Raw genomic sequence first — 17497 nt, forward strand, 5'->3', positions numbered from 1 at the left:
CGACGCCGCACCGGTGTCGCTCGAGTCACCGTTGTACAGGTTCGTCATCAGCGCGGCCTTGTACTCCACGCCGTCCGACTTGAAGCCCTGGCTCAGCAGGAACTCGCCGTAGAAGTCGCACTCGTTGCCGAGCCGGTACTTCATGCCCGCGCCGCTCAGGCCGTAGCACGCACGGGCATCGTCCTTCTTCGCCGCGCCCGGGCCGGTGCGGAAGTAGCCGCCCCAATCGACGGCTTGTGCAGAGGTGGCACTCAGCACGCTGGCTGCGGCGGCAGCCAGGGCGAGCACGGTCTGGCGGTGGGGGAATGTCTTCACGGATCGTCTCCTTGGTTTTTGGAAGCACAGGTAGAACACAGGGCCTGGGGGAGCCCTGCAGGGGGAAAGGGGTGCGTCAGCCGCGCTTGCGGGCCTCGAAGACGCGCTGCAGCAGGCAGAACACGAACAGCAGCCCGCCGATCACGATGCGGGTCCACCACGAACTCAGGCTGCCGTCGAACATGATCAGCGTCTGGATGATCCCGAGCATCAGCACGCCGAACAGCGTGCCCAGCACATAGCCCACGCCGCCGGTGAGCAGCGTGCCGCCGATCACCACGGCGGCGATCGCGTCCAGCTCCAGCCCGACCGCGTGCAGGCCGTAGCCCGACAGCATGTAGAAGGTGAACACCACGCCGGCCAGCGCCGAGCAGAAACCGCTGACGGTGTAGACGCCGATCAGCGTGCTGCGCACCGGCAGCCCCATCAGCACCGCCGAATGCTCGTTGCCGCCGATCGCATACACCGTGCGGCCGAACTGCGTGTAGTGCGCGACGAACACCGCGAGCACCACCACGGCGAGCGCGATGATCGCGCTGACCGACAGCTCGGCGCCCTCCCACAGCGGCACGCGCAGCTGCGAGACCTCGGTGTAGAACGGGTTCGTGATGCTGACCGAATCGATGCTGATCAGGTAGCACAGGCCGCGCGCGAGGAACATGCCGGCCAGCGTCACGATGAACGGCTGCAGCCGGAAGCGCTGGATCAGCACGCCCTGCAGCGCGCCGAAGCCGGTGCCCATCAGCAGCACCAGCGGCAGCACCGCGGCCGGGCTCCAGCCGTGCTTCTCGACCAGCGAGGCCGACACCATCGTCGTCAGCGCGATCACCGACCCCACCGACAGGTCGATGCCGCCCGACAGGATCACGAAGGTCATGCCGACCGCGACGATGCACAGGAAGGCGTTGTCGATCAGCAGGTTCAGGAACACCTGGGCCGAGAAGAAGCCGGTGTAGAGCACCGAGCCGAGGAGCGCCATCACGAGGAACAGCGAGACGGTCGCCGCCAGCGGGATGAACTTCGGGTCGAGGCGCAGGCGCCGGGTCGACACAACGGCGGGCACGGGGGTCATCGGTCGGGCCTGCGTGTTCATGCCTTCGCTCCCGGCCGTTCCGCCAGCCCGGGCCGCTGCACCAGCGCGCGCAGGCTGTGCCGGAACTCCGGCGACTGCAGCAGCATCACCGCGAACACCACGCCGGCCTTGACGACCAGGTTGACCTCGGGCGGCACGCCCAGCGAGTAGATCGCGTAGGTGAGCGTCTGGATGATCAGCGCGCCGATCACGCTGCCGGCCAGGCTGAAGCGGCCGCCGGTCAGCGCGGTGCCGCCCAGCGTCACCGCGAGGATCGCGTCGAGCTCCATCAGCTGCCCGGCGTTGTTGCCGTCGGCGCTCTTCACGTTCGAGCTGACGATCAGCCCGGCCGCGCCGGCGCACAGCCCGCAGAAGGCGTACACCCACACCGTGATGCGGCGCGCCCGCACGCCGGCCACGCGCGCCGCCGACGGGTTCACGCCAACCGCCTGGATGAACAGGCCGAGCGCGGTGCGCGTCGTCACCCACCACAGCAGCACGAACACCGCCGCCGCGATGAACAGCGAGAACGGCAGCCCGAGCAGGTAGCCGCTGCCGAGGAAGAAGTAGGGCCCGTAGTAGATGGTGATGATCTGCCCGCCGGTGATCAGCTGCGCGATGCCGCGGCCGGCCACCATCAGGATCAGCGTCGCGATGATCGGCTGCATGCCCACGCGCGCGACCAGCACGCCGTTCCACAGCCCGCACAGCAGCGCGACGCCGAGCGCGCCGGCGATCGCGGCCCACATCGGGAAGCGGCTCGCATGCGTGGCCACGCCGTCGACGATCACCAGCGAGCCGCCGATCATCCAGGCCGCGATCGCCGCCGCGATCGCCACCACCGCACCGACCGAGATGTCGATGCCGCGCGTCGCGATCACCAGCGTCATGCCCAGCGACACCAGCATCAGCGGCGCTGCGCGGTTCAGGATGTCGATCAGGCTGCCGTACAGGTGGCCGTCGCGCCATTCGAGGCGCAGGAAGCTGCTGTTGAACGCGGCGTTCAGCAGCAGCAGCAGCAGCAGCGTGACCAGCGGCCAGGTCAGCCGGTGTTTGAAGAGTGAGCTCATGCTTGCGCCGCAATCACGTGGTAGACCGCCTGCTCGCTGCTGCCGGCCGGCAGCTCGGCGACCTTGCGGCGATCGCGCAGCACCGCGATGCGGTGCGAGACGCGCACGACCTCGCTCATCTCCGACGAGATGAACAGGACCGACATGCCCTGCTGTGCCAGGCGCAGGATCTCGTCCATGATCTCCTGCTTGGCCGCAACGTCGATGCCGCGCGTCGGCTCGTCGAGGATCAGCAGCCGCGGCTCGGTCGCGAGCCAGCGCGCGAGCATCGCCTTCTGCTGGTTGCCGCCGGACAGCAGGCCGATCGGCGTCTCGATGCTCGCGGTCTTGATGCCCAGCGCCTTCACGAAGCGCTCGGCCATCTCGGCCTGCTGCTCGCGCGACAGCGTCTTCGCGAGGCCGTGGCGGGCCTGCAGCGCGAGCGCGATGTTCTCGCGCACCGACAACTCGGCCACGATGCCGTCGGTCTTGCGATCCTCGGGGCACAGGCCGATGCCGTGGCGCACCGCGTCGGCCGGGCTGTGCAGGCTGGCGGGCTGGCCGCCGATCTGCAGCGTACCCTGGTCGTTGGCGGCCAGGCCGAACAGCAGCCGCGCGAGTTCGGTGCGGCCGGAACCGAGCAGGCCGCCCAGGCCCAGCACCTCGCCCGGGTACAGGTCGAGGTCGACCGGCTGCAGTTGCCCCTGCTGGCCGAGGCCCTGGGCGCGCAGGAAGGGCTGGCTGTCGTGCGGCCGCGCGCTCGGCGCGGCACTCGACTGGCTCGCCAGCTCGCGCCCGATCATCGCGGTGATCAGCGCCGGCGCGTTCAGCTCGGCGGCCGGCTTCTCGCAGACGAACTCGCCGTTGCGCAGCACCGTGATGCGGTCGGAGATCGCGTAGACCTGCTCGAGGAAGTGCGTGACGAACAGGATCGCGAGGCCCTCGCCGCGCAGCTGGCGCAGCACCGCGAACAGGCGCTTGACCTCGTCCTCGTCGAGGCTGGAGGTCGGCTCGTCGAGGATCAGCACCTTGGCCTCGACGCTCAGCGCGCGGGCGATCGACACCATCTGCTGCACCGCCACCGAGTAGGTGGCGAGGCCGCGCGTCACGTCGATGTCGAGGTTCAGCCGCGTCAGCAGCTCGCGCGCCTGCACGTTCATGCGCGCCCAGTCGATGCGCCAGCCACCGGCCGCGCCCTTGCGCGGGTAGCGGCCGGCGAAGATGTTCTCGGCCACCGACAGGTTGGTGCAGAGGTTCACCTCCTGGTAGACGGTGCTGATGCCCAGCTGCTGCGCCTGCTGCGGCGTGGTCGGGCGGATCGCCGCGCCGGCGAGCGTGAACTCGCCGGCATCGGCCGCATGCACGCCCGTCAGCACCTTGATCAGCGTCGACTTGCCGGCGCCGTTCTGCCCCATCAGCGCATGCACCTCGCCGGGGAACAGCCGCAGGCCGACGTTCGTCAGCGCGCGCACGCCGAGGAACTGCTTGCTGACGCCGCGCAGTTCCAGGACGGGAGACGGTTCGGCGCCGGTGCTCATCACTTGTTCTTGTTGTAGACGTCGAGGAACACCGCGGCCAGCAGCACCAGGCCCTTGATGACCTGCTGGTAGTCGATGCCGATGCCCATGATCGACATGCCGTTGTTCATCACGCCCATCACGAACGCGCCGATCACCGCGCCCATCACCTTGCCGACGCCGCCCGAGGCCGACGCGCCGCCGATGAAGCAGGCCGCGATCACGTCGAGCTCGAAGCCGACACCGGCCTTCGGCGTCGCGGTGTTCAGCCGCGCGGCGAACACCAGCCCGGCCAGCGCCGCCAGCACGCCCATGTTGATGAAGGTGTAGAACGACAGCCGCTCGGTCTTGATGCCCGACAGCTTGGCCGCCTTCTCGTTGCCGCCCAGCGCGTAGATGCGCCGGCCGATCGTGCTGCGCCGCGTGACGAAGTCGTAGCCCACCATCAGCAGCACCATGATGATCAGCACGTTCGGCAGCCCGCGGTACGAGGCCAGCAGGTAGCTGAAGAACAGGATCACCGCGGCGAACGCCGCCGTCTTGCCGAGGAAGAACGGGTACGGCTCTTCTTCCATGCCGTGGCGTGTCTGCGCGATGCGCCCGCGCACCTTCAGCACCACCATCACCAGCACCGTGATCACCCCCAGCAGCAGCGAGGTCAGCCGCAGCTCGGCACCGGCGAACAGGTCGGGGATGAAGCCCGAGCTCAGGCGCTGGAACTCGACCGGGAACGGCCCGACCGACTGCCCTTGCAGCAGCGCGAGCGCGAGGCCCTTGAACACCAGCATGCCGGCCAGCGTGACGATGAACGACGGGATGCGGAAGTACGCGACGAACCAGCCCTGCGCCGCACCGATCACGCCGCCCACCACCATGCAGCCGAGGATGGTCCAGATCCAGTGGATCTCGTAGTTCACCATCATCACCGCGGCCAGCGCGCCGATGAAGCCGGCCACCGAGCCGACCGACAGGTCGATGTGCCCGGCCACGATGACCAGCAGCATGCCCAGCGCCATGATGACGATGTAGCTGTTCTGCAGCACCAGGTTGGTCAGGTTCAGCGGCTTCAGCAGCGTGCCGTCGGTCAGGTACTGGAACAGCCCCATGATCGCGACGAGCGACAGCAGCATGCCGTACTCGCGCATGTTGTTCTTCAGGAAGCCGCGGTACTCCTTGGGCGGCACGGCGGCCGCCGCGGCGATGTCAGTTGCCATGATTCGTTTCTCCGGCCAGCAGGCCGTGTTCAGTGTCCAGCTTCGGCGGCGCATCCATGCCGTCGTGCGATCCGGCCTTCATGATGGCGCGCATGATGCGCTCCTGCGACGCCTCGGCGGCCGGGAACTCGCCGACGAAGCGGCCTTCGTTCATCACGTAGATGCGGTCGCACATGCCCAGCAGCTCGGGCATCTCCGACGAGATCATCAGGATGCATTTGCCCTCGGCCGCCAGCGCGTCGATGATGGTGTAGATCTCGTACTTGGCGCCGACGTCGATGCCGCGCGTCGGCTCGTCGAGGATCAGCAGCTCGGGCTGCGAGAACAGCCACTTGCTCAGCACCACCTTCTGCTGGTTGCCGCCCGACAGGTTCACCACCGGTTGGTACACGCTCGACGAACGCGTGTTCAGCCGGCGGCGGAAATCGCTCGCCACGGTGAATTCGCGCCCGTCGTCGATCACGCCGTGGCGCGACACCGCCGGCAGGTTCGCGAGCGTGGTGTTCTTCTTGATGTCGTCGGCCAGCACCAGGCCCAGGCCCTTGCGGTCTTCGGTGACGTAGGCGATGCGGTGGCGGATCGCCTTCTGCACCGTCGAGGTGTCGATCACCTCGCCGTGCATGCGCACCTCGCCGCTGATGCGCTGGCCGTACGAGCGGCCGAACACGCTCATCGCGAGCTCGGTGCGCCCGGCGCCCATCAGGCCGGCGATGCCGACGATCTCGCCGCGCCGCACGTTCAGGTTCACGCCCTTCACGACCAGCCGGTCGGCATGCACCTGGTGGTGCACCTTCCAGTCGCGCACCTCGAAGACGGTCTCGCCGATCTGCGGCGTGCGCTTCGGGTAGCGGTCGGCCATCTCGCGGCCGACCATGTTGCGGATGATCCGGTCCTCGCTGATCGCTTCGGCCCGGCAGTCCATCGTCTCGACGGTGCCGCCGTCGCGCAGCACGGTGATCGAATCGGCGACCTTCGAGACCTCGTTCAGCTTGTGCGAGATCAGGATCGCCGAGATGCCGTGCGCCTTCAGCTCGAGCAGCAGCTCGAGCAGCGCATTGCTGTCGCTCTCGTTCAGGCTCGCGGTCGGCTCGTCGAGGATCAGGAGCTTGACCTCCTTCGACAAGGCCTTCGCGATCTCGATCAGCTGCTGCTTGCCGACGCCCAGGTTGGTGATGAGGGTCGACGGCGATTCCTTCAGCCCGACCTTCTCCAGCAGCACCTGCGTGCGCCGGTGCGACTCGAACCAGTCGATCACGCCCAGCTTTGCGCATTCGTTGCCGAGGAAGATGTTCTCGGCGATCGACAGCAGCGGCACCAGCGCGAGCTCCTGGTGGATGATGATGATCCCGAGCTTCTCGCTGTCGGAGATGCCGGCGAACTTGCGCAGCTCGCCCTGGTAGTGGATCTCGCCGGTGTAGGAGTCGTGCGGGTAGACCCCGCTCAGCACCTTCATCAGCGTCGACTTGCCGGCGCCGTTCTCGCCGACCACGGCATGGATCTCGCCCCGGCGCACGACGAGGTTGACGTCGTTCAGGGCGGTCACGCCGTGGAATTTCTTGGTGATGCCGCGCATCTCCAGGATGGCATCCATCCGTAGTCCTCTTGCTCTCTCCGACTGCAAAAAAGGTTCTGCGCAGAACGCGCAGAACCCATGCCGCGCCCAGGAATGCTTACTTCAGTTGCGCTTCGGTGTAGTAGCCGCTGCTGACCAGCACCTGCTTCCAGTTGCTCGCGTCGACGCTGACCGGCTTCAGCAGGTACGAGGGCACCACCTTCACGCCGTTGTTGTAGGTCTTGGTGTCGTTGATCTCGGGCTTCTTGCCGCCGAGCACCGCGTCGACCATGCCGACCGTGACCTTGGCCAGTTCACGCGTGTCCTTGAAGATGGTCGAGGTCTGCTCGCCCTTCTGGATCGACTTGACCGACGGCACTTCGGCGTCCTGGCCGGTGATCACCGGCATCGGCGACTTCGGGGTGCCGTAGCCGACGCCCTTCAGCGACGAGATGATCCCGATCGACAGGCCGTCGTACGGCGACAGCACGGCGTCGACGTGGGCGCCGGAGTAGTAGGCGCTCAGCAGGTTGTCCATGCGGGCCTGGGCGACGGCGCCGTCCCAGCGCAGCGTGGCGACCTTGTCCATGCCGACCTGCTTGCTGCGCACGACGAGCTTGCCGCTCTTGATGTACGGATCGAGCACCGACATCGCGCCGTTGTAGAAGAAGAACGCGTTGTTGTCGTCGGCCGAGCCGCCGAACAGCTCGATGTTGAACGGGCCCTTGCCGCTCTTCAGGCCCAGCTTCTGCTCGATGTAGCTGGCCTGCAGCACGCCGACCTGGAAGTTGTCGAAGGTGGCGTAGTAGTCGACGTTCTTCGAACCCTTGATCAGGCGGTCGTAGGCGATGACCTTGACGCCCTTGTCGGCGGCCTTCTGCAGCACGTCGGTCAGCGTGGTGCCGTCGATCGCGGCGATCACCAGCACCTTGGCGCCCTTGGTGATCATGTTCTCGATCTGCGCCAGCTGGTTCGGGATGTCGTCCTCGGCGTACTGCAGATCGGTCTTGTAGCCCTTTTCCTGCAGGTACTTGACCATGTTGGAGCCGTCGGCGATCCAGCGTGCGGACGATTTCGTCGGCATCGAGATCGCGATCTGACCCTTGTCTTGCGCGAGGGCGGCCACGGGCACGATGGCCACGGCTGCAAAGGTGGCCAGGGCGGCCAGCATCGTACGGATGGTTTTCACTTCTCTGTCTCCATTCATGGGGGGTTCATCGTCGCCGCTCCACTGGGCGGCGGCCGGAGCGCGGCCTGCTCCGGCAGGCTTCGCGGTCCATTGCGAAGCCCAGTCTCATCCCAACGCTCAATACTTGCGATTGGGGAATTCCTTGGCTGCGACTTCCATCGGGAAGACGCCTTCCTGCGTCACGATGCGCTTCGCGATGGTCTTGCCGGCCACCAGGTCCTTGACGGCCTGCATCAGCTGCGGGCCGAGCAACGGGCTGCATTCGACCGACACGTTCAGCTTGCCGGCGATCATGGCCTCGAAGGCGCCCTTCACGGCGTCGATCGAGATGATCACGATGTCCTTCGCGGGCTTCAGGCCGGCTTCCTCGATCGCCTGGATCGCGCCGATGGCCATGTCGTCGTTGTGCGCGTACAGCACATTGATCTTCTTGCCCTCGGCTTTCAGGAAGGCTTCCATCACTTCCTTGCCCTTGGCACGGGTGAAGTCGCCGGTCTGCGAGCGGATGATCTTGAACTTCGGATCGGCCTTGATGATTTCCTCGAAGCCCTTCTTGCGGTCGATCGCCGGCGCTGAGCCGACGGTGCCCTGCAGTTCGACGATGTTCACGTCGCTCTGCACGCCCTTCATCTTCTCGACCAGCCAGCGGCCGGCGCGGCGGCCTTCCTCGACGAAGTCGGAGCCCATGAAGGCGACCCACAGGCTGTCGTCCTTCTCGTCGACCGCGCGATCCGACAGGATCACCGGGATCTTGGCGGCCTTGGCTTCGCGCAGCACCGTGCCCCAGCCCGATTCGACGACCGGCGAGAACGCGATCACGTCGACCTTCTGCGCGATGAAGCTGCGGATGGCCTTGATCTGGTTCTCCTGCTTCTGCTGCGCGTCGGAGAACTTCAGGTCGATGCCGGCTTCCTTGGCCGACGACTTGATCGACTCGCTGTTGGCAGTGCGCCATTCGCTCTCGGCGCCGATCTGGCTGAAGCCGAGCACGATCTTCTTCTGCGCGAAGGCCTTGAACGGCAGGGCCGCGGCCAGGGATGCTGCAGCCATCGCTGCGAACAGGGTGCGTCGTTGGAATTTCACGGTTTGTCTCCTCTTGGTGGGTGGCATGAAAAACGCGCGGCTTGTTCCGGGGTCGCCGGGTTGCCGCATCAAAGCGCGAGGGCGGTAAGGCTCAGGCGGTGGAACTCCTCTGTCTTCAAGCCAGCGTGTACGCCGTCTTGACCGTGGTGTAGAACTCGGCCGCGTAGCGGCCCTGCTCGCGCGGGCCGTGGCTCGAACCCTTGCGGCCGCCAAACGGCACGTGGTAGTCGACGCCGGCGGTCGGCAGGTTGACCATCACCATGCCGACCTTGGCCTGCCGCTTGAACTGCGTCGACAGCTTCAGCGATTGCGTGACGACGCCGGCGCACAGGCCGAACGGCGTGTCGTTGGCGAGAGCGACCGCATGCTCGAAGCCATCGGCCTTCAGCACGCAGGCGACCGGCCCGAAGACCTCCTCGCGCGCGATGCGGTGCTGCGGCTGCGCGAGGAACAACGCCGGCGCCATGAAGTGCCCGCGCGTCGCACGCTCCAGCAACTCGCCGCCGATGACGTGCTCGGCACCTTCGTTGCGGGCGATCTCGAGGTAGGACAGGTTGGTGTCGAGCTGGGCGCGGTCGACCACCGGGCCGATGTCGATGCCGCGCTCCATCGCGTGGCCGACCTTCAGCGCGAGCGTGCGCTGGCGCAGCTTCGTGACGAAGCGGTCGTGCACCGTCGCGTCGACGATGATCCGGCTCGATGCCGTGCAGCGCTGGCCGGTCGAGAAGAACGAGCCCTGCACCGCGCATTCGACGGCCTGGTCGAGGTCGGCATCGGCCAGCACCACCAGCGGGTTCTTGCCGCCCATCTCGAGCTGCACCTTGGCGCGCCGGGCGGCGGTGGCCTTCAGGATCTGCTCGCCGGTGCCCACCGAGCCGGTGAAGCTGATCGCATCGACCAGCGGGCTGTCGACCATCGCCTGGCCCACCTGCCGGCCGCTGCCCATCACCAGGTTGAACACGCCCGCCGGCAGGCCGGCGCGGCTGATGATCTCGGCCAGCGCCGCGGCACAGGCCGGCACCAGCTCGGCCGGCTTGAAGACGACGCTGTTGCCGTAGGCGAGCGCCGGCGCGATCTTCCACGCGGGGATCGCGAGCGGGAAGTTCCACGGCGCGATGATGCCGACCACGCCGACCGGTTCGCGCGTGATGTCGACCTCGACCCCCGGGCGCACCGACGGCAGGTGCTCGCCGGCCGCGCGCAGCGCCTCGCCGGCGAAGAACTTGAAGATGTTGCCGGCGCGCGCCGCCTCGCCGATCGCCTCGGGCAGGGTCTTGCCTTCCTCGCGGGCCAGCAGCTGGCCGAGCTCGTCCTTGCGGGCGAGGATCTCGCTGCCGATCTGGTCGAGCGCATCGGCGCGCCGCTGCGGCGTGCTCAGGCCCCAGGCCGGTGCGGCGTCGGCCGCGGCGCGGATCGCGATCTCGGCCTGGTTGCCGTCGGCGCGGGCGTATTCGGCCACCACCTCGTCCAGGTTCGACGGGTTGCTGCTGATGCCRGTCGTGACGCCGGTCTCCCAGCGCCCGTTGATGTAGTTCTTGCAGCTGTGGGCCATCGCGATCGGGCTTTCGGTCGGGCTTGCGTTCACAGGGCGCGCACGCCGCCGATCGCGAAGCCGCGGTCGACGAGTGACAGCGGGTTGACCAGCGGCGCACCGAGCGCCGGCAGGTCGATCTCGAAGCGGTCGCCCGGTTCGACGCGGATGTTGTCGGCGAAGCTCAGCGTGGCGGTGCCGAAGAAGTGCAGGTGCACGTCGCCCGGCTGGCGGTGCGCCGCGTACTTGAAGTGGTGGTACTCGAGGTTGGCCAGCGAATGGCACATGTTGGCCTCGCCGGTCAGGAAGGGCTTCTCCCAGCGGATCTCGTTGCCGCGGCGGATGCGGCTCGTGCCTTCGAGGTGGGCCGGCAACGCGCCGCTGCGCAGCTCGGGGCCGACCGCGCAGACGCGCAGCTTCGAGTGGGCCAGGTACAGGTAGTTCTGGCGCTCGGTGGCGTGGTCGGAGAACTCGTTGCCGATCGCGAAGCCGAGGCGGTACGGCTGGCCGTCCGGGCCGATCACGTACAGGCCGACCAGCTCGGGCTCCTCGCCGCCGTCGAGCGCGAAATCGGGCATCGCGAGCGGCGCGCCGGGCGCGGCGACGATGCTGCCGTTGCCCTTGTAGAACCACTCGGGCTGCACGCCGGGCTGGCCGTCGGCCGGGCGGCCGCCGTCCAGGCCCCACTTGAACATGCGCATCGAATCGGAGAGCAATTCCTCGCCGGCCGACAGCTTCTGGTGCATCGCATCGCGCGCCGACGCGCTGCCGGTGTGCGTGAGGCCGGTGCCGGTGACCAGGCAGTGCGCGACATCGGGGTGCGCGAGCGGCGTCAGCACGCGCTGCTCATGCAGCAGGGCCTCGTACGGCAGCGCAGCGCCGGTGAGGGCCGGTTGCGCCAGCACGTCGACCGACACCCGGCGGGCGATCGCGGCCTGCGCCAGTTCATAGGTGCTGACGAAGCCGCCCACGGCGCGCACCGAACGGCCGTCGTCGGCGACACCGCCCACGTGCTGCGTGCCGTTCTCGGCGAGGAACTGGATCAGTCTCATGGGGGAGGCACTTCTCTGTCTGGCGAGCGGGGCTCGGGTCAAGGTGCCGCATCCTAATGAGCGGAGCTATAACTTTCTAATAGATATTTGCCGAAAACACATATACGATCCGGCATCCATAAAAACCCCTGGTCGGGTCCCGAGACAACGCGCCCCGCATGACGAACTACACGCACTGGTTCATCCGCGCCCGCCTGAAGACGCGGCAACTGCTGCTGCTGGTGGCGCTCGACGAGGAAGGCAACATCCACCGCGCGGCGCAGGTGCTCAACATGACGCAGCCGGCCGCGTCGAAGCTGCTGAAGGACCTGGAAGACGTGCTGGAGGTGCCGCTGTTCGAGCGGCTGCCGCGCGGCATGCGGCCCACCTGGTACGGCGAGACGATGATCCGCCATGCGCGCGTCGCGCTCAGCAGCCTGAACCAGGCGCACGACGAGCTGGAGGCGATCAAGGCCGGGCGCTACGGGCAGGTCAGCGTCGGCGCGATCACCGCGCCCGGGCTGGTGCTGCTGCCGCCGGCGGTGGCGCTGGTGAAGCAATCGCACCCGAGCCTGCGCATCGGCGTGCAGATCGAGACCAGCGACGTGCTGCTCGATCGCCTGGCGCAGGGCAAGCTCGACATGCTGGTGGCGCGGCTCTTCGCGCAGCACGACAAGACCGACCTGCGCTACGAGACGCTGACCGAGGAGCCGGTGTGCGCGATCACGCGGCCGGGGCACCCGCTGCTGTCGGTCGCGCACCTGGGGCTGCGCGACGTGGTGAACGCCGGCTGGATCGTGTCGCCGAGCGGCAGCGTGCTGCGCCACCGCTTCGACCTGATGTTCCAGGAAGACGGGCTCGAGGCGCCGATCAACGTGATCGAGACCTCGGCGCTGCTGTTCATGACGAAGATGCTGCAACAGAGCGACATGGTCGCGGTGGTGGCGACCGACGTGGCGCGCTACTACGCGGCGCACGGCATCGTGTCGGTGCTGCCGATCGCGCTGCCCTGCCAGATGGACGCGTTCGGCATCATCACCCGCACCGACCGGCTGCTGTCGCCGGCGGCGAAGGTGATGCTGAAGGCGCTGAAGACGGCGGCGGTGACGGTCTACGGGGCGAAGTTCGACATGAGCGCCGAGGCCTGATCAGGACCAGCCCGCGTCCACCTTGAACTCCTGCGCGGTGCACATCGCGCTGTCATCCGCGGCCAGGAACAGCACCATGCGCGCGACGTCGCCCGGCTGCAGCTTGTCCGGCAGGCACTGGTTGCGCTTCAGCACCTCTTCGCTCCCTTCGGTGAACCACAGCTTGACCTGCCGCTCCGTCATCACCCAGCCCGGCGACACCGTGTTGATGCGGATCCGGTGCTCGCCGAGCGGCTTGGCCAGCCCGCGCGTCAGCCCGTTCACCGACGACTTCGCGATCGCGTAACAGGGGTACGCCCCGTCCTTGCCCTGCCAGCCGGTCGAGCCGAAGTTGATCACCGAGCCGAAACCCAGCCGCTTCATCCCCGGCACCACCGCCTGGATGGCAAAGAACGCCGGCCGCTCGTTGATCGACATGCGCTGGTCGTAGTACTCCGGCGTCACCGATTCCAGCGTGTGGCGGTCGTCGCTCGCGACGTTGTTGACCAGCACCGCGAAGTCGCCGAAGGCCGCCTCGGCCTCGGCGATCACCTTCTGCAGCGCCGCCACGTCGCGCACGTCGCAGGGCCGGAACCACGGCACCGGGTGCCCGGCCGCCTCCACCTGCTGCACCAGCTCGCGGCTGGCGGCCTCGGCGACGTCGACGAACGCCACCTGGGCGCCCTGCTCCGCGAACGCGCTGACCAGCGCCGCACCGATCCCGGTGCCGCCACCGGTGATGAAAACGCGCCGTCCGCGCAGGCTGGGAAAGATCGCCAGAGTGGCTGTCGTGGCAGTTGCCATGGGGGTTTGTCCTTGATCTATTGCAATTCGGATATGTGAAGAGCGAATTTATTTATTTTTCTATTATCAATGTGCCTTGATACGATCCGCCGCGTCAAGAGCCGTCGTACGACAACCTGTCCGACCGCCGATCTGGCCGCCCACCCTCCGGAGACAACAGACCCCATGGATTCGAAGAAACCGCCCGCTCCGCCGAAGCGGCGCAGCCACGCCTGGTTCGGCAAGCAGGACCGCGACGGCTTCGTGCACCGCAGCTGGCTGAAGAACCAGGGCTATCCGCACGACCTGCTGGACGGCCGCCCGATCATCGGCATCTGCAACACCTGGAGCGAGCTGACGCCCTGCAACGGGCACTTCCGCGAGCTCGCCGAGTTCGTCAAGCGCGGCGTCTACGAGGCCGGCGGCTTCCCGCTCGAGTTCCCGGTGATGTCGCTCGGCGAGACGCAGCTGCGGCCGACCGCGATGCTGTTCCGCAACCTGGCGAGCATGGACGTCGAGGAATCGATCCGCGGCAACCCGATCGACGGCGTCGTGCTGCTGATGGGCTGCGACAAGACCACGCCGTCGCTGCTGATGGGCGCGGCCAGCTGCGACCTGCCGACCATCGGCCTGTCGGGCGGGCCGATGCTGAACGGCAAGTTCCGCGGCAAGGACATCGGCTCGGGCACCGGCGTGTGGCAGATGAGCGAGATGGTGCGTGCCGGCGAGATGACGATGGACGAGTTCACCGCCGCCGAATCGTGCATGCACCGCTCCAAGGGCAGCTGCATGACGATGGGCACCGCCTCCACGATGGCCAGCATGGTCGAGGCACTGGGCATGTCGCTGCCCGAGAACGCCGCGATTCCGGCGGCCGACACGCGCCGCAACCGGCTCGCGCAGCTGACCGGCCGGCGCATCGTCGAGATGGTCAAGGAAGACCTGCGCATGTCGAAGATCCTGACGCGCGAGGCCTTCGAGAACGCGATCCGCACCAATGCCGCGATCGGCGGCTCGACCAATGCGGTGATCCACCTGATCGCGGTGGCCGGGCGCATGGGCGTCAAGCTCGACCTCGACGACTGGGACAAGCTCGGTGCCGACGTGCCCTGCCTCGTGAACCTGCAGCCCTCCGGCAAGTTCCTGATGGAGGACTTCTACTACGCCGGCGGCCTGCCGGCGGTGCTGACGCAGATCACCGACAAGCTGCACACCGGCGCGCTGACCGCCAACGGCAAGACGCTGGGCGAGAACATCGCGAACATCCCCTGCTACAACCGCGAGGTCATCAAGACGCCCGAGGAGCCGTTCATGGCCTCGGCCGGCATCGCGGTGGTGCGTGGCAACCTGGCGCCGAACGGCGCGGTGATCAAGCCGTCGGCCGCGTCGGCGCACCTGCTGAAGCACCGCGGCCGTGCCGTGGTGTTCGAGAACATCGAGGAGTTCCACGCCCGCATCGACGATCCCGAGCTGGACATCGATGAGAACTGCGTGATGGTGCTGAAGAACTGCGGCCCGAAGGGCTACCCCGGCATGGCCGAGGTCGGCAACATGCCGCTGCCGCCGAAGGTGCTGCAGAAGGGCATCACCGACATGGTCCGCATCTCCGATGCGCGCATGAGCGGCACCGCCTACGGCACCGTCGTGCTGCACACCTCGCCGGAAGCGGCCGCCGGTGGGCCGCTGGCGCTGGTGCGCGACGGCGACATGATCGAGCTCGACGTGCATGCGCGCCGGCTGCACCTGGAGGTGTCCGACGAGGAACTGGCGGCGCGGCGCGCACAATGGCAGCCGCCCGAAGCGCCGAAGCGCGGCTGGTACAAGCTGTACGTCGACCACGTGCAGCAGGCCCACCTGGGTGCCGACCTCGACTTCCTGGTCGGTGGCAGCGGGGCCGAGGTGCCGCGCGACTCTCACTGACCGTTGTTGAAAGCCGCATGACCGCCACCGCCCCGAAGCTGCTGTCCGAACCCCGCGTGCTGTGGCCGGCGGGCGCCACGCTCGGCGAAGGCACGCTGTGGTCGGTGCGGCGGCAGTCGCTGTACTGGGTCGACATCCTCGGGCGCACGCTGTACCGCTACCACCCGGCCACCGACGCCCGCGAGAGCTGGCCGTTCGACGAGGAGATCTCGGCCGTGGCCGAGCGGGCCGGCGCGCCGGGGCTGCTCGTCACCTTGCGCAGCGGCTTCGCGTTCTTCGACACCGACAGCGGCGCGCTCCAGAAGCTGCACGACCCCGAGGCGCACCTGCCGGGCAACCGCTTCAACGACGGCAAGTGCGATGCGCAGGGCCGCTTCTGGGGCGGCACGATGGACTTCGGCTGCACCGAGCCGACCGGCTCGCTGTACCGCTTCGATGCGAAGCAGCAGTGCCGCCAGATGTTCGATGCGCATTTCGCGGTGACCAACGGGCCGACCTGGTCGCTCGACGGACGCACGCTGTACTTCAACGAGACGGCGCAGCAGCGCATCCATGCGTTCGACTTCGACGCCGCCAGCGGCGAGATCTCGAACCCGCGGCCGTGGCTGCGCTTCGCGAAGGGCGACGGCCACCCGGACGGCATGACGACCGATGCGGCCGGCCGCTTGTGGATCGCACGCTGGGGGGCCGGCTGCGTCAGCTGCCACGACCCGGTCAGCGGCGAGGAGCTGGCGCGCGTGACGCTGCCGACCAGCCACATCACGAACGTCGCGTTCGGCGGGCCGGACCTGCGCACGCTGTTCATCACGAGCGCGCGCTTTGAATTGACTGAGGAACAGCTGGCGGCGCAGCCGCTGGCCGGCGCCTTGTTCTCGGTGGATGTCGACAGCCCGGGACGGGCCGCAACCGCCTTCGCCGGCTGAGCCCTACTTCCCGAAGCTCATTTGCCGAAGAAGTGCTGGAAGATTTCCGGCTCGTCGACCTCGCGCATCGACAACCCGTCGAGCGGTTCGCGGAAGGGCTTCGGCGGCGCGATGGTTTCCATCAGGCTGGCCGGCATCGTGTTCTTCCAGGCAGCCCCGCCCTCATGCTCCTCGCCGGTGCGCCGCACGGCCAGCTTCGGCATCTCTTCCCATTCGATGGCGTCGTTGGACGGCAGCGCACGGAACTGGATGGTCGGGCTTTGCGGGGCGGTCGAGCGGTTCATGATGGCGGCGGGGTGTCAGACAGGTTGTTGGCTGGAATGAAGCGTAACCGCCCGCCCGCGGCGAGATGCCAGCGATAAGCGGTGGCAACGCCCGCCATTTTTCAGCCACGACGCCCAGGCCAGCAGCCCGAACGACAGGATCAGGCCCTTGTGGGCGCGCCGGGGGACCAGGTCGATCTGCATGGCGACGGATCTTCCGCGGGCAGCGCTCGCGCCAATCGGTCGAAACGGGTGCGTTCGGCCTTTGGCTGTGTCGGTTTGTGACGCCTGTCGGCTGGGACAGAATCGCGCGAGCCGCGCCGATCGCGCGGACCGGGAGAACCCATGACCCTCGCAGAGCGCGTCATCATCGCGCTGGACGTCGACCATGCCGAGGCTGCACGCCGGCTGGTCGCGCAACTGGGCGATACCGCCCTCGCCTACAAGATCGGCCTGCAGCTGCTGACGGCCGACGGCCCGGCGCTGGCGCGCGAGCTGGCCACGGCCGGCAAGCAGGTGTTCCTGGACCTGAAGCTGCTGGAGATCCCGAACTCGGTGGCCGGTGCGGTGGCGGCGGCCGGCGCGCTCGGCGCCACGCTGGTGACGGTGCATGCCTCGGGCGGCTCGGCGGTGCTGCGCGCGGCGGTCGACGCGGCGCGGCCGTTTCCGCAACTGCGGGTGCTGGCGCTGACGGTGATCACCAGCCTGCGCGACGCGGACCTGCCCGAGCTCGGCCTCGCGCCGGACGTCGAGGCCCAGGTGCTGCGGCTGGCCCGGCTCGCGGCCGCGGCGGGCTGCCACGGGGTCGTCGCGTCCGCCCACGAGGCCGCGCTGCTGAAGCAGCAGCTTCCGCCCGGCGCGCTGATCGTGACGCCGGGCACCCAACCCGCCGGCATGGCGCGCAACGACCAGGCCCGCACCGCGACGC

General features: G+C 68.0%; 17 protein-coding genes. 4 read left to right on the forward strand and 13 right to left on the reverse strand.

Features of this window, described 5'->3' with window-relative positions; translation table 11 throughout:
- From AC1DXV_RS20125 to araD1, 10 genes are all read right to left on the reverse strand, one after another.
- Positions 1-315 (reverse strand): carbohydrate porin (locus AC1DXV_RS20125; protein WP_477935185.1); only part of this gene is annotated, 315 nt, incomplete at its 3' end.
- A 76-nt stretch (positions 316-391) separates the two neighbouring features.
- Positions 392-1387 carry a galactofuranose ABC transporter, permease protein YjfF gene (gene yjfF / locus AC1DXV_RS20130; RefSeq protein WP_477871751.1) on the reverse strand — a complete coding sequence of 332 codons (996 nt, stop codon included), beginning with the start codon at positions 1385-1387 and terminating at the stop codon, positions 392-394.
- Positions 1388-1404: 17 nt separating this feature from the next.
- The gene (locus AC1DXV_RS20135; RefSeq protein WP_477935187.1) at positions 1405-2457 is read right to left on the reverse strand and encodes an ABC transporter permease; all 1053 of its coding nucleotides are present in this window, start codon (positions 2455-2457) and stop codon (positions 1405-1407) included.
- Positions 2454-3974, reverse strand: coding sequence for a sugar ABC transporter ATP-binding protein (locus AC1DXV_RS20140; RefSeq protein ID WP_477935189.1), 1521 nt, complete (start codon positions 3972-3974; stop codon positions 2454-2456). Before AC1DXV_RS20140 ends, AC1DXV_RS20135 begins: the two co-directional genes overlap by 4 nt.
- Complete coding sequence (gene mmsB, locus AC1DXV_RS20145; RefSeq protein WP_477935191.1) at positions 3974-5167, reverse strand: multiple monosaccharide ABC transporter permease; 1194 nt, start codon at positions 5165-5167, stop codon at positions 3974-3976. The genes AC1DXV_RS20140 and mmsB overlap by 1 nt, the downstream gene beginning before the upstream one ends.
- The gene (gene mmsA / locus AC1DXV_RS20150) at positions 5157-6758 is read right to left on the reverse strand and encodes a multiple monosaccharide ABC transporter ATP-binding protein (RefSeq protein WP_477865004.1); all 1602 of its coding nucleotides are present in this window, start codon (positions 6756-6758) and stop codon (positions 5157-5159) included. Before mmsA ends, mmsB begins: the two co-directional genes overlap by 11 nt.
- 79 nt (positions 6759-6837) lie before the next feature.
- Positions 6838-7890: a multiple monosaccharide ABC transporter substrate-binding protein gene (gene chvE / locus AC1DXV_RS20155; RefSeq protein ID WP_477935199.1), complete on the reverse strand. Its 1053-nt coding sequence runs from the start codon at positions 7888-7890 to the stop codon at positions 6838-6840.
- 135 nt (positions 7891-8025) lie between these two features.
- Entirely contained in the window at positions 8026-8991 is a 966-nt protein-coding gene (locus AC1DXV_RS20160) for an ABC transporter substrate-binding protein (RefSeq protein WP_477935193.1), read from the reverse strand.
- Between the two features lie 115 nt (positions 8992-9106).
- A complete protein-coding gene (locus tag AC1DXV_RS20165) occupies positions 9107-10543 on the reverse strand; it encodes an aldehyde dehydrogenase family protein (RefSeq protein WP_477865006.1) in 1437 nt (478 codons plus the stop codon).
- Positions 10544-10572: 29 nt separating this feature from the next.
- Positions 10573-11574, reverse strand: a complete 1002-nt coding sequence (gene araD1 / locus AC1DXV_RS20170) for an AraD1 family protein (RefSeq protein ID WP_477865007.1) — start codon at positions 11572-11574, stop codon at positions 10573-10575.
- Between the two features lie 158 nt (positions 11575-11732).
- Between araD1 and AC1DXV_RS20175 the strand changes: the two genes are divergently transcribed.
- Positions 11733-12701, forward strand: a complete 969-nt coding sequence (locus AC1DXV_RS20175; protein WP_477865008.1) for a LysR family transcriptional regulator — start codon at positions 11733-11735, stop codon at positions 12699-12701.
- Here AC1DXV_RS20175 and AC1DXV_RS20180 read toward each other — a convergent pair whose 3' ends face one another.
- Positions 12702-13484, reverse strand: a complete 783-nt coding sequence (locus tag AC1DXV_RS20180; RefSeq protein ID WP_477865009.1) for an SDR family NAD(P)-dependent oxidoreductase — start codon at positions 13482-13484, stop codon at positions 12702-12704. It abuts the gene before it with no gap.
- A 165-nt stretch (positions 13485-13649) separates the two neighbouring features.
- Between AC1DXV_RS20180 and araD the strand changes: the two genes are divergently transcribed.
- Together araD and AC1DXV_RS20190 are read left to right on the forward strand one after the other, a co-directional pair.
- On the forward strand, positions 13650-15383 hold the full coding sequence (gene araD / locus AC1DXV_RS20185) for an L-arabinonate dehydratase (RefSeq protein WP_477935195.1): 1734 nt from the start codon (positions 13650-13652) through the stop codon (positions 15381-15383).
- A 17-nt stretch (positions 15384-15400) separates the two neighbouring features.
- Complete coding sequence (locus AC1DXV_RS20190; RefSeq protein ID WP_477865011.1) at positions 15401-16306, forward strand: SMP-30/gluconolactonase/LRE family protein; 906 nt, start codon at positions 15401-15403, stop codon at positions 16304-16306.
- A 17-nt stretch (positions 16307-16323) separates the two neighbouring features.
- Here the strand turns inward: AC1DXV_RS20190 and AC1DXV_RS20195 are convergent, their stop codons facing one another.
- Together AC1DXV_RS20195 and AC1DXV_RS20200 are read right to left on the reverse strand one after the other, a co-directional pair.
- Positions 16324-16590 carry a hypothetical protein gene (locus tag AC1DXV_RS20195; RefSeq protein WP_477865012.1) on the reverse strand — a complete coding sequence of 89 codons (267 nt, stop codon included), beginning with the start codon at positions 16588-16590 and terminating at the stop codon, positions 16324-16326.
- Between the two features lie 15 nt (positions 16591-16605).
- Positions 16606-16773, reverse strand: a complete 168-nt coding sequence (locus AC1DXV_RS20200) for a hypothetical protein (RefSeq protein WP_477865013.1) — start codon at positions 16771-16773, stop codon at positions 16606-16608.
- A gap of 141 nt (positions 16774-16914) precedes the next feature.
- On the opposite strand from AC1DXV_RS20200, the gene pyrF reads away from it, so the two are divergent.
- Positions 16915-17497, forward strand: a 583-nt coding sequence (gene pyrF, locus AC1DXV_RS20205; RefSeq protein WP_477935197.1) for an orotidine-5'-phosphate decarboxylase, incomplete at its 3' end; no start/stop codon positions are given.

The organism is Rhizobacter sp. P3_C12, from assembly GCF_056402735.1.

Bases quoted from the DNA above. Each gene is read 5' to 3' on its own strand.
- AC1DXV_RS20175 (WP_477865008.1), top strand. From the start codon at position 11,733: ATGACGAACTACACGCACTGGTTCATCCGCGCCCGCCTGAAGACGCGG.
- AC1DXV_RS20135 (WP_477935187.1), bottom strand. From the start codon at position 2,457: ATGAGCTCACTCTTCAAACACCGGCTGACCTGGCCGCTGGTCACGCTG.
- AC1DXV_RS20190 (WP_477865011.1), top strand. From the start codon at position 15,401: ATGACCGCCACCGCCCCGAAGCTGCTGTCCGAACCCCGCGTGCTGTGG.
- AC1DXV_RS20200 (WP_477865013.1), bottom strand. From the start codon at position 16,773: ATGCAGATCGACCTGGTCCCCCGGCGCGCCCACAAGGGCCTGATCCTG.
- AC1DXV_RS20195 (WP_477865012.1), bottom strand. From the start codon at position 16,590: ATGAACCGCTCGACCGCCCCGCAAAGCCCGACCATCCAGTTCCGTGCG.
- AC1DXV_RS20180 (WP_477865009.1), bottom strand. From the start codon at position 13,484: ATGGCAACTGCCACGACAGCCACTCTGGCGATCTTTCCCAGCCTGCGC.
- mmsB (WP_477935191.1), bottom strand. From the start codon at position 5,167: ATGGCAACTGACATCGCCGCGGCGGCCGCCGTGCCGCCCAAGGAGTAC.
- mmsA (WP_477865004.1), bottom strand. From the start codon at position 6,758: ATGGATGCCATCCTGGAGATGCGCGGCATCACCAAGAAATTCCACGGC.
- chvE (WP_477935199.1), bottom strand. From the start codon at position 7,890: ATGCTGGCCGCCCTGGCCACCTTTGCAGCCGTGGCCATCGTGCCCGTG.
- yjfF (WP_477871751.1), bottom strand. From the start codon at position 1,387: ATGACCCCCGTGCCCGCCGTTGTGTCGACCCGGCGCCTGCGCCTCGAC.
- araD1 (WP_477865007.1), bottom strand. From the start codon at position 11,574: ATGAGACTGATCCAGTTCCTCGCCGAGAACGGCACGCAGCACGTGGGC.
- AC1DXV_RS20140 (WP_477935189.1), bottom strand. From the start codon at position 3,974: ATGAGCACCGGCGCCGAACCGTCTCCCGTCCTGGAACTGCGCGGCGTC.
- araD (WP_477935195.1), top strand. From the start codon at position 13,650: ATGGATTCGAAGAAACCGCCCGCTCCGCCGAAGCGGCGCAGCCACGCC.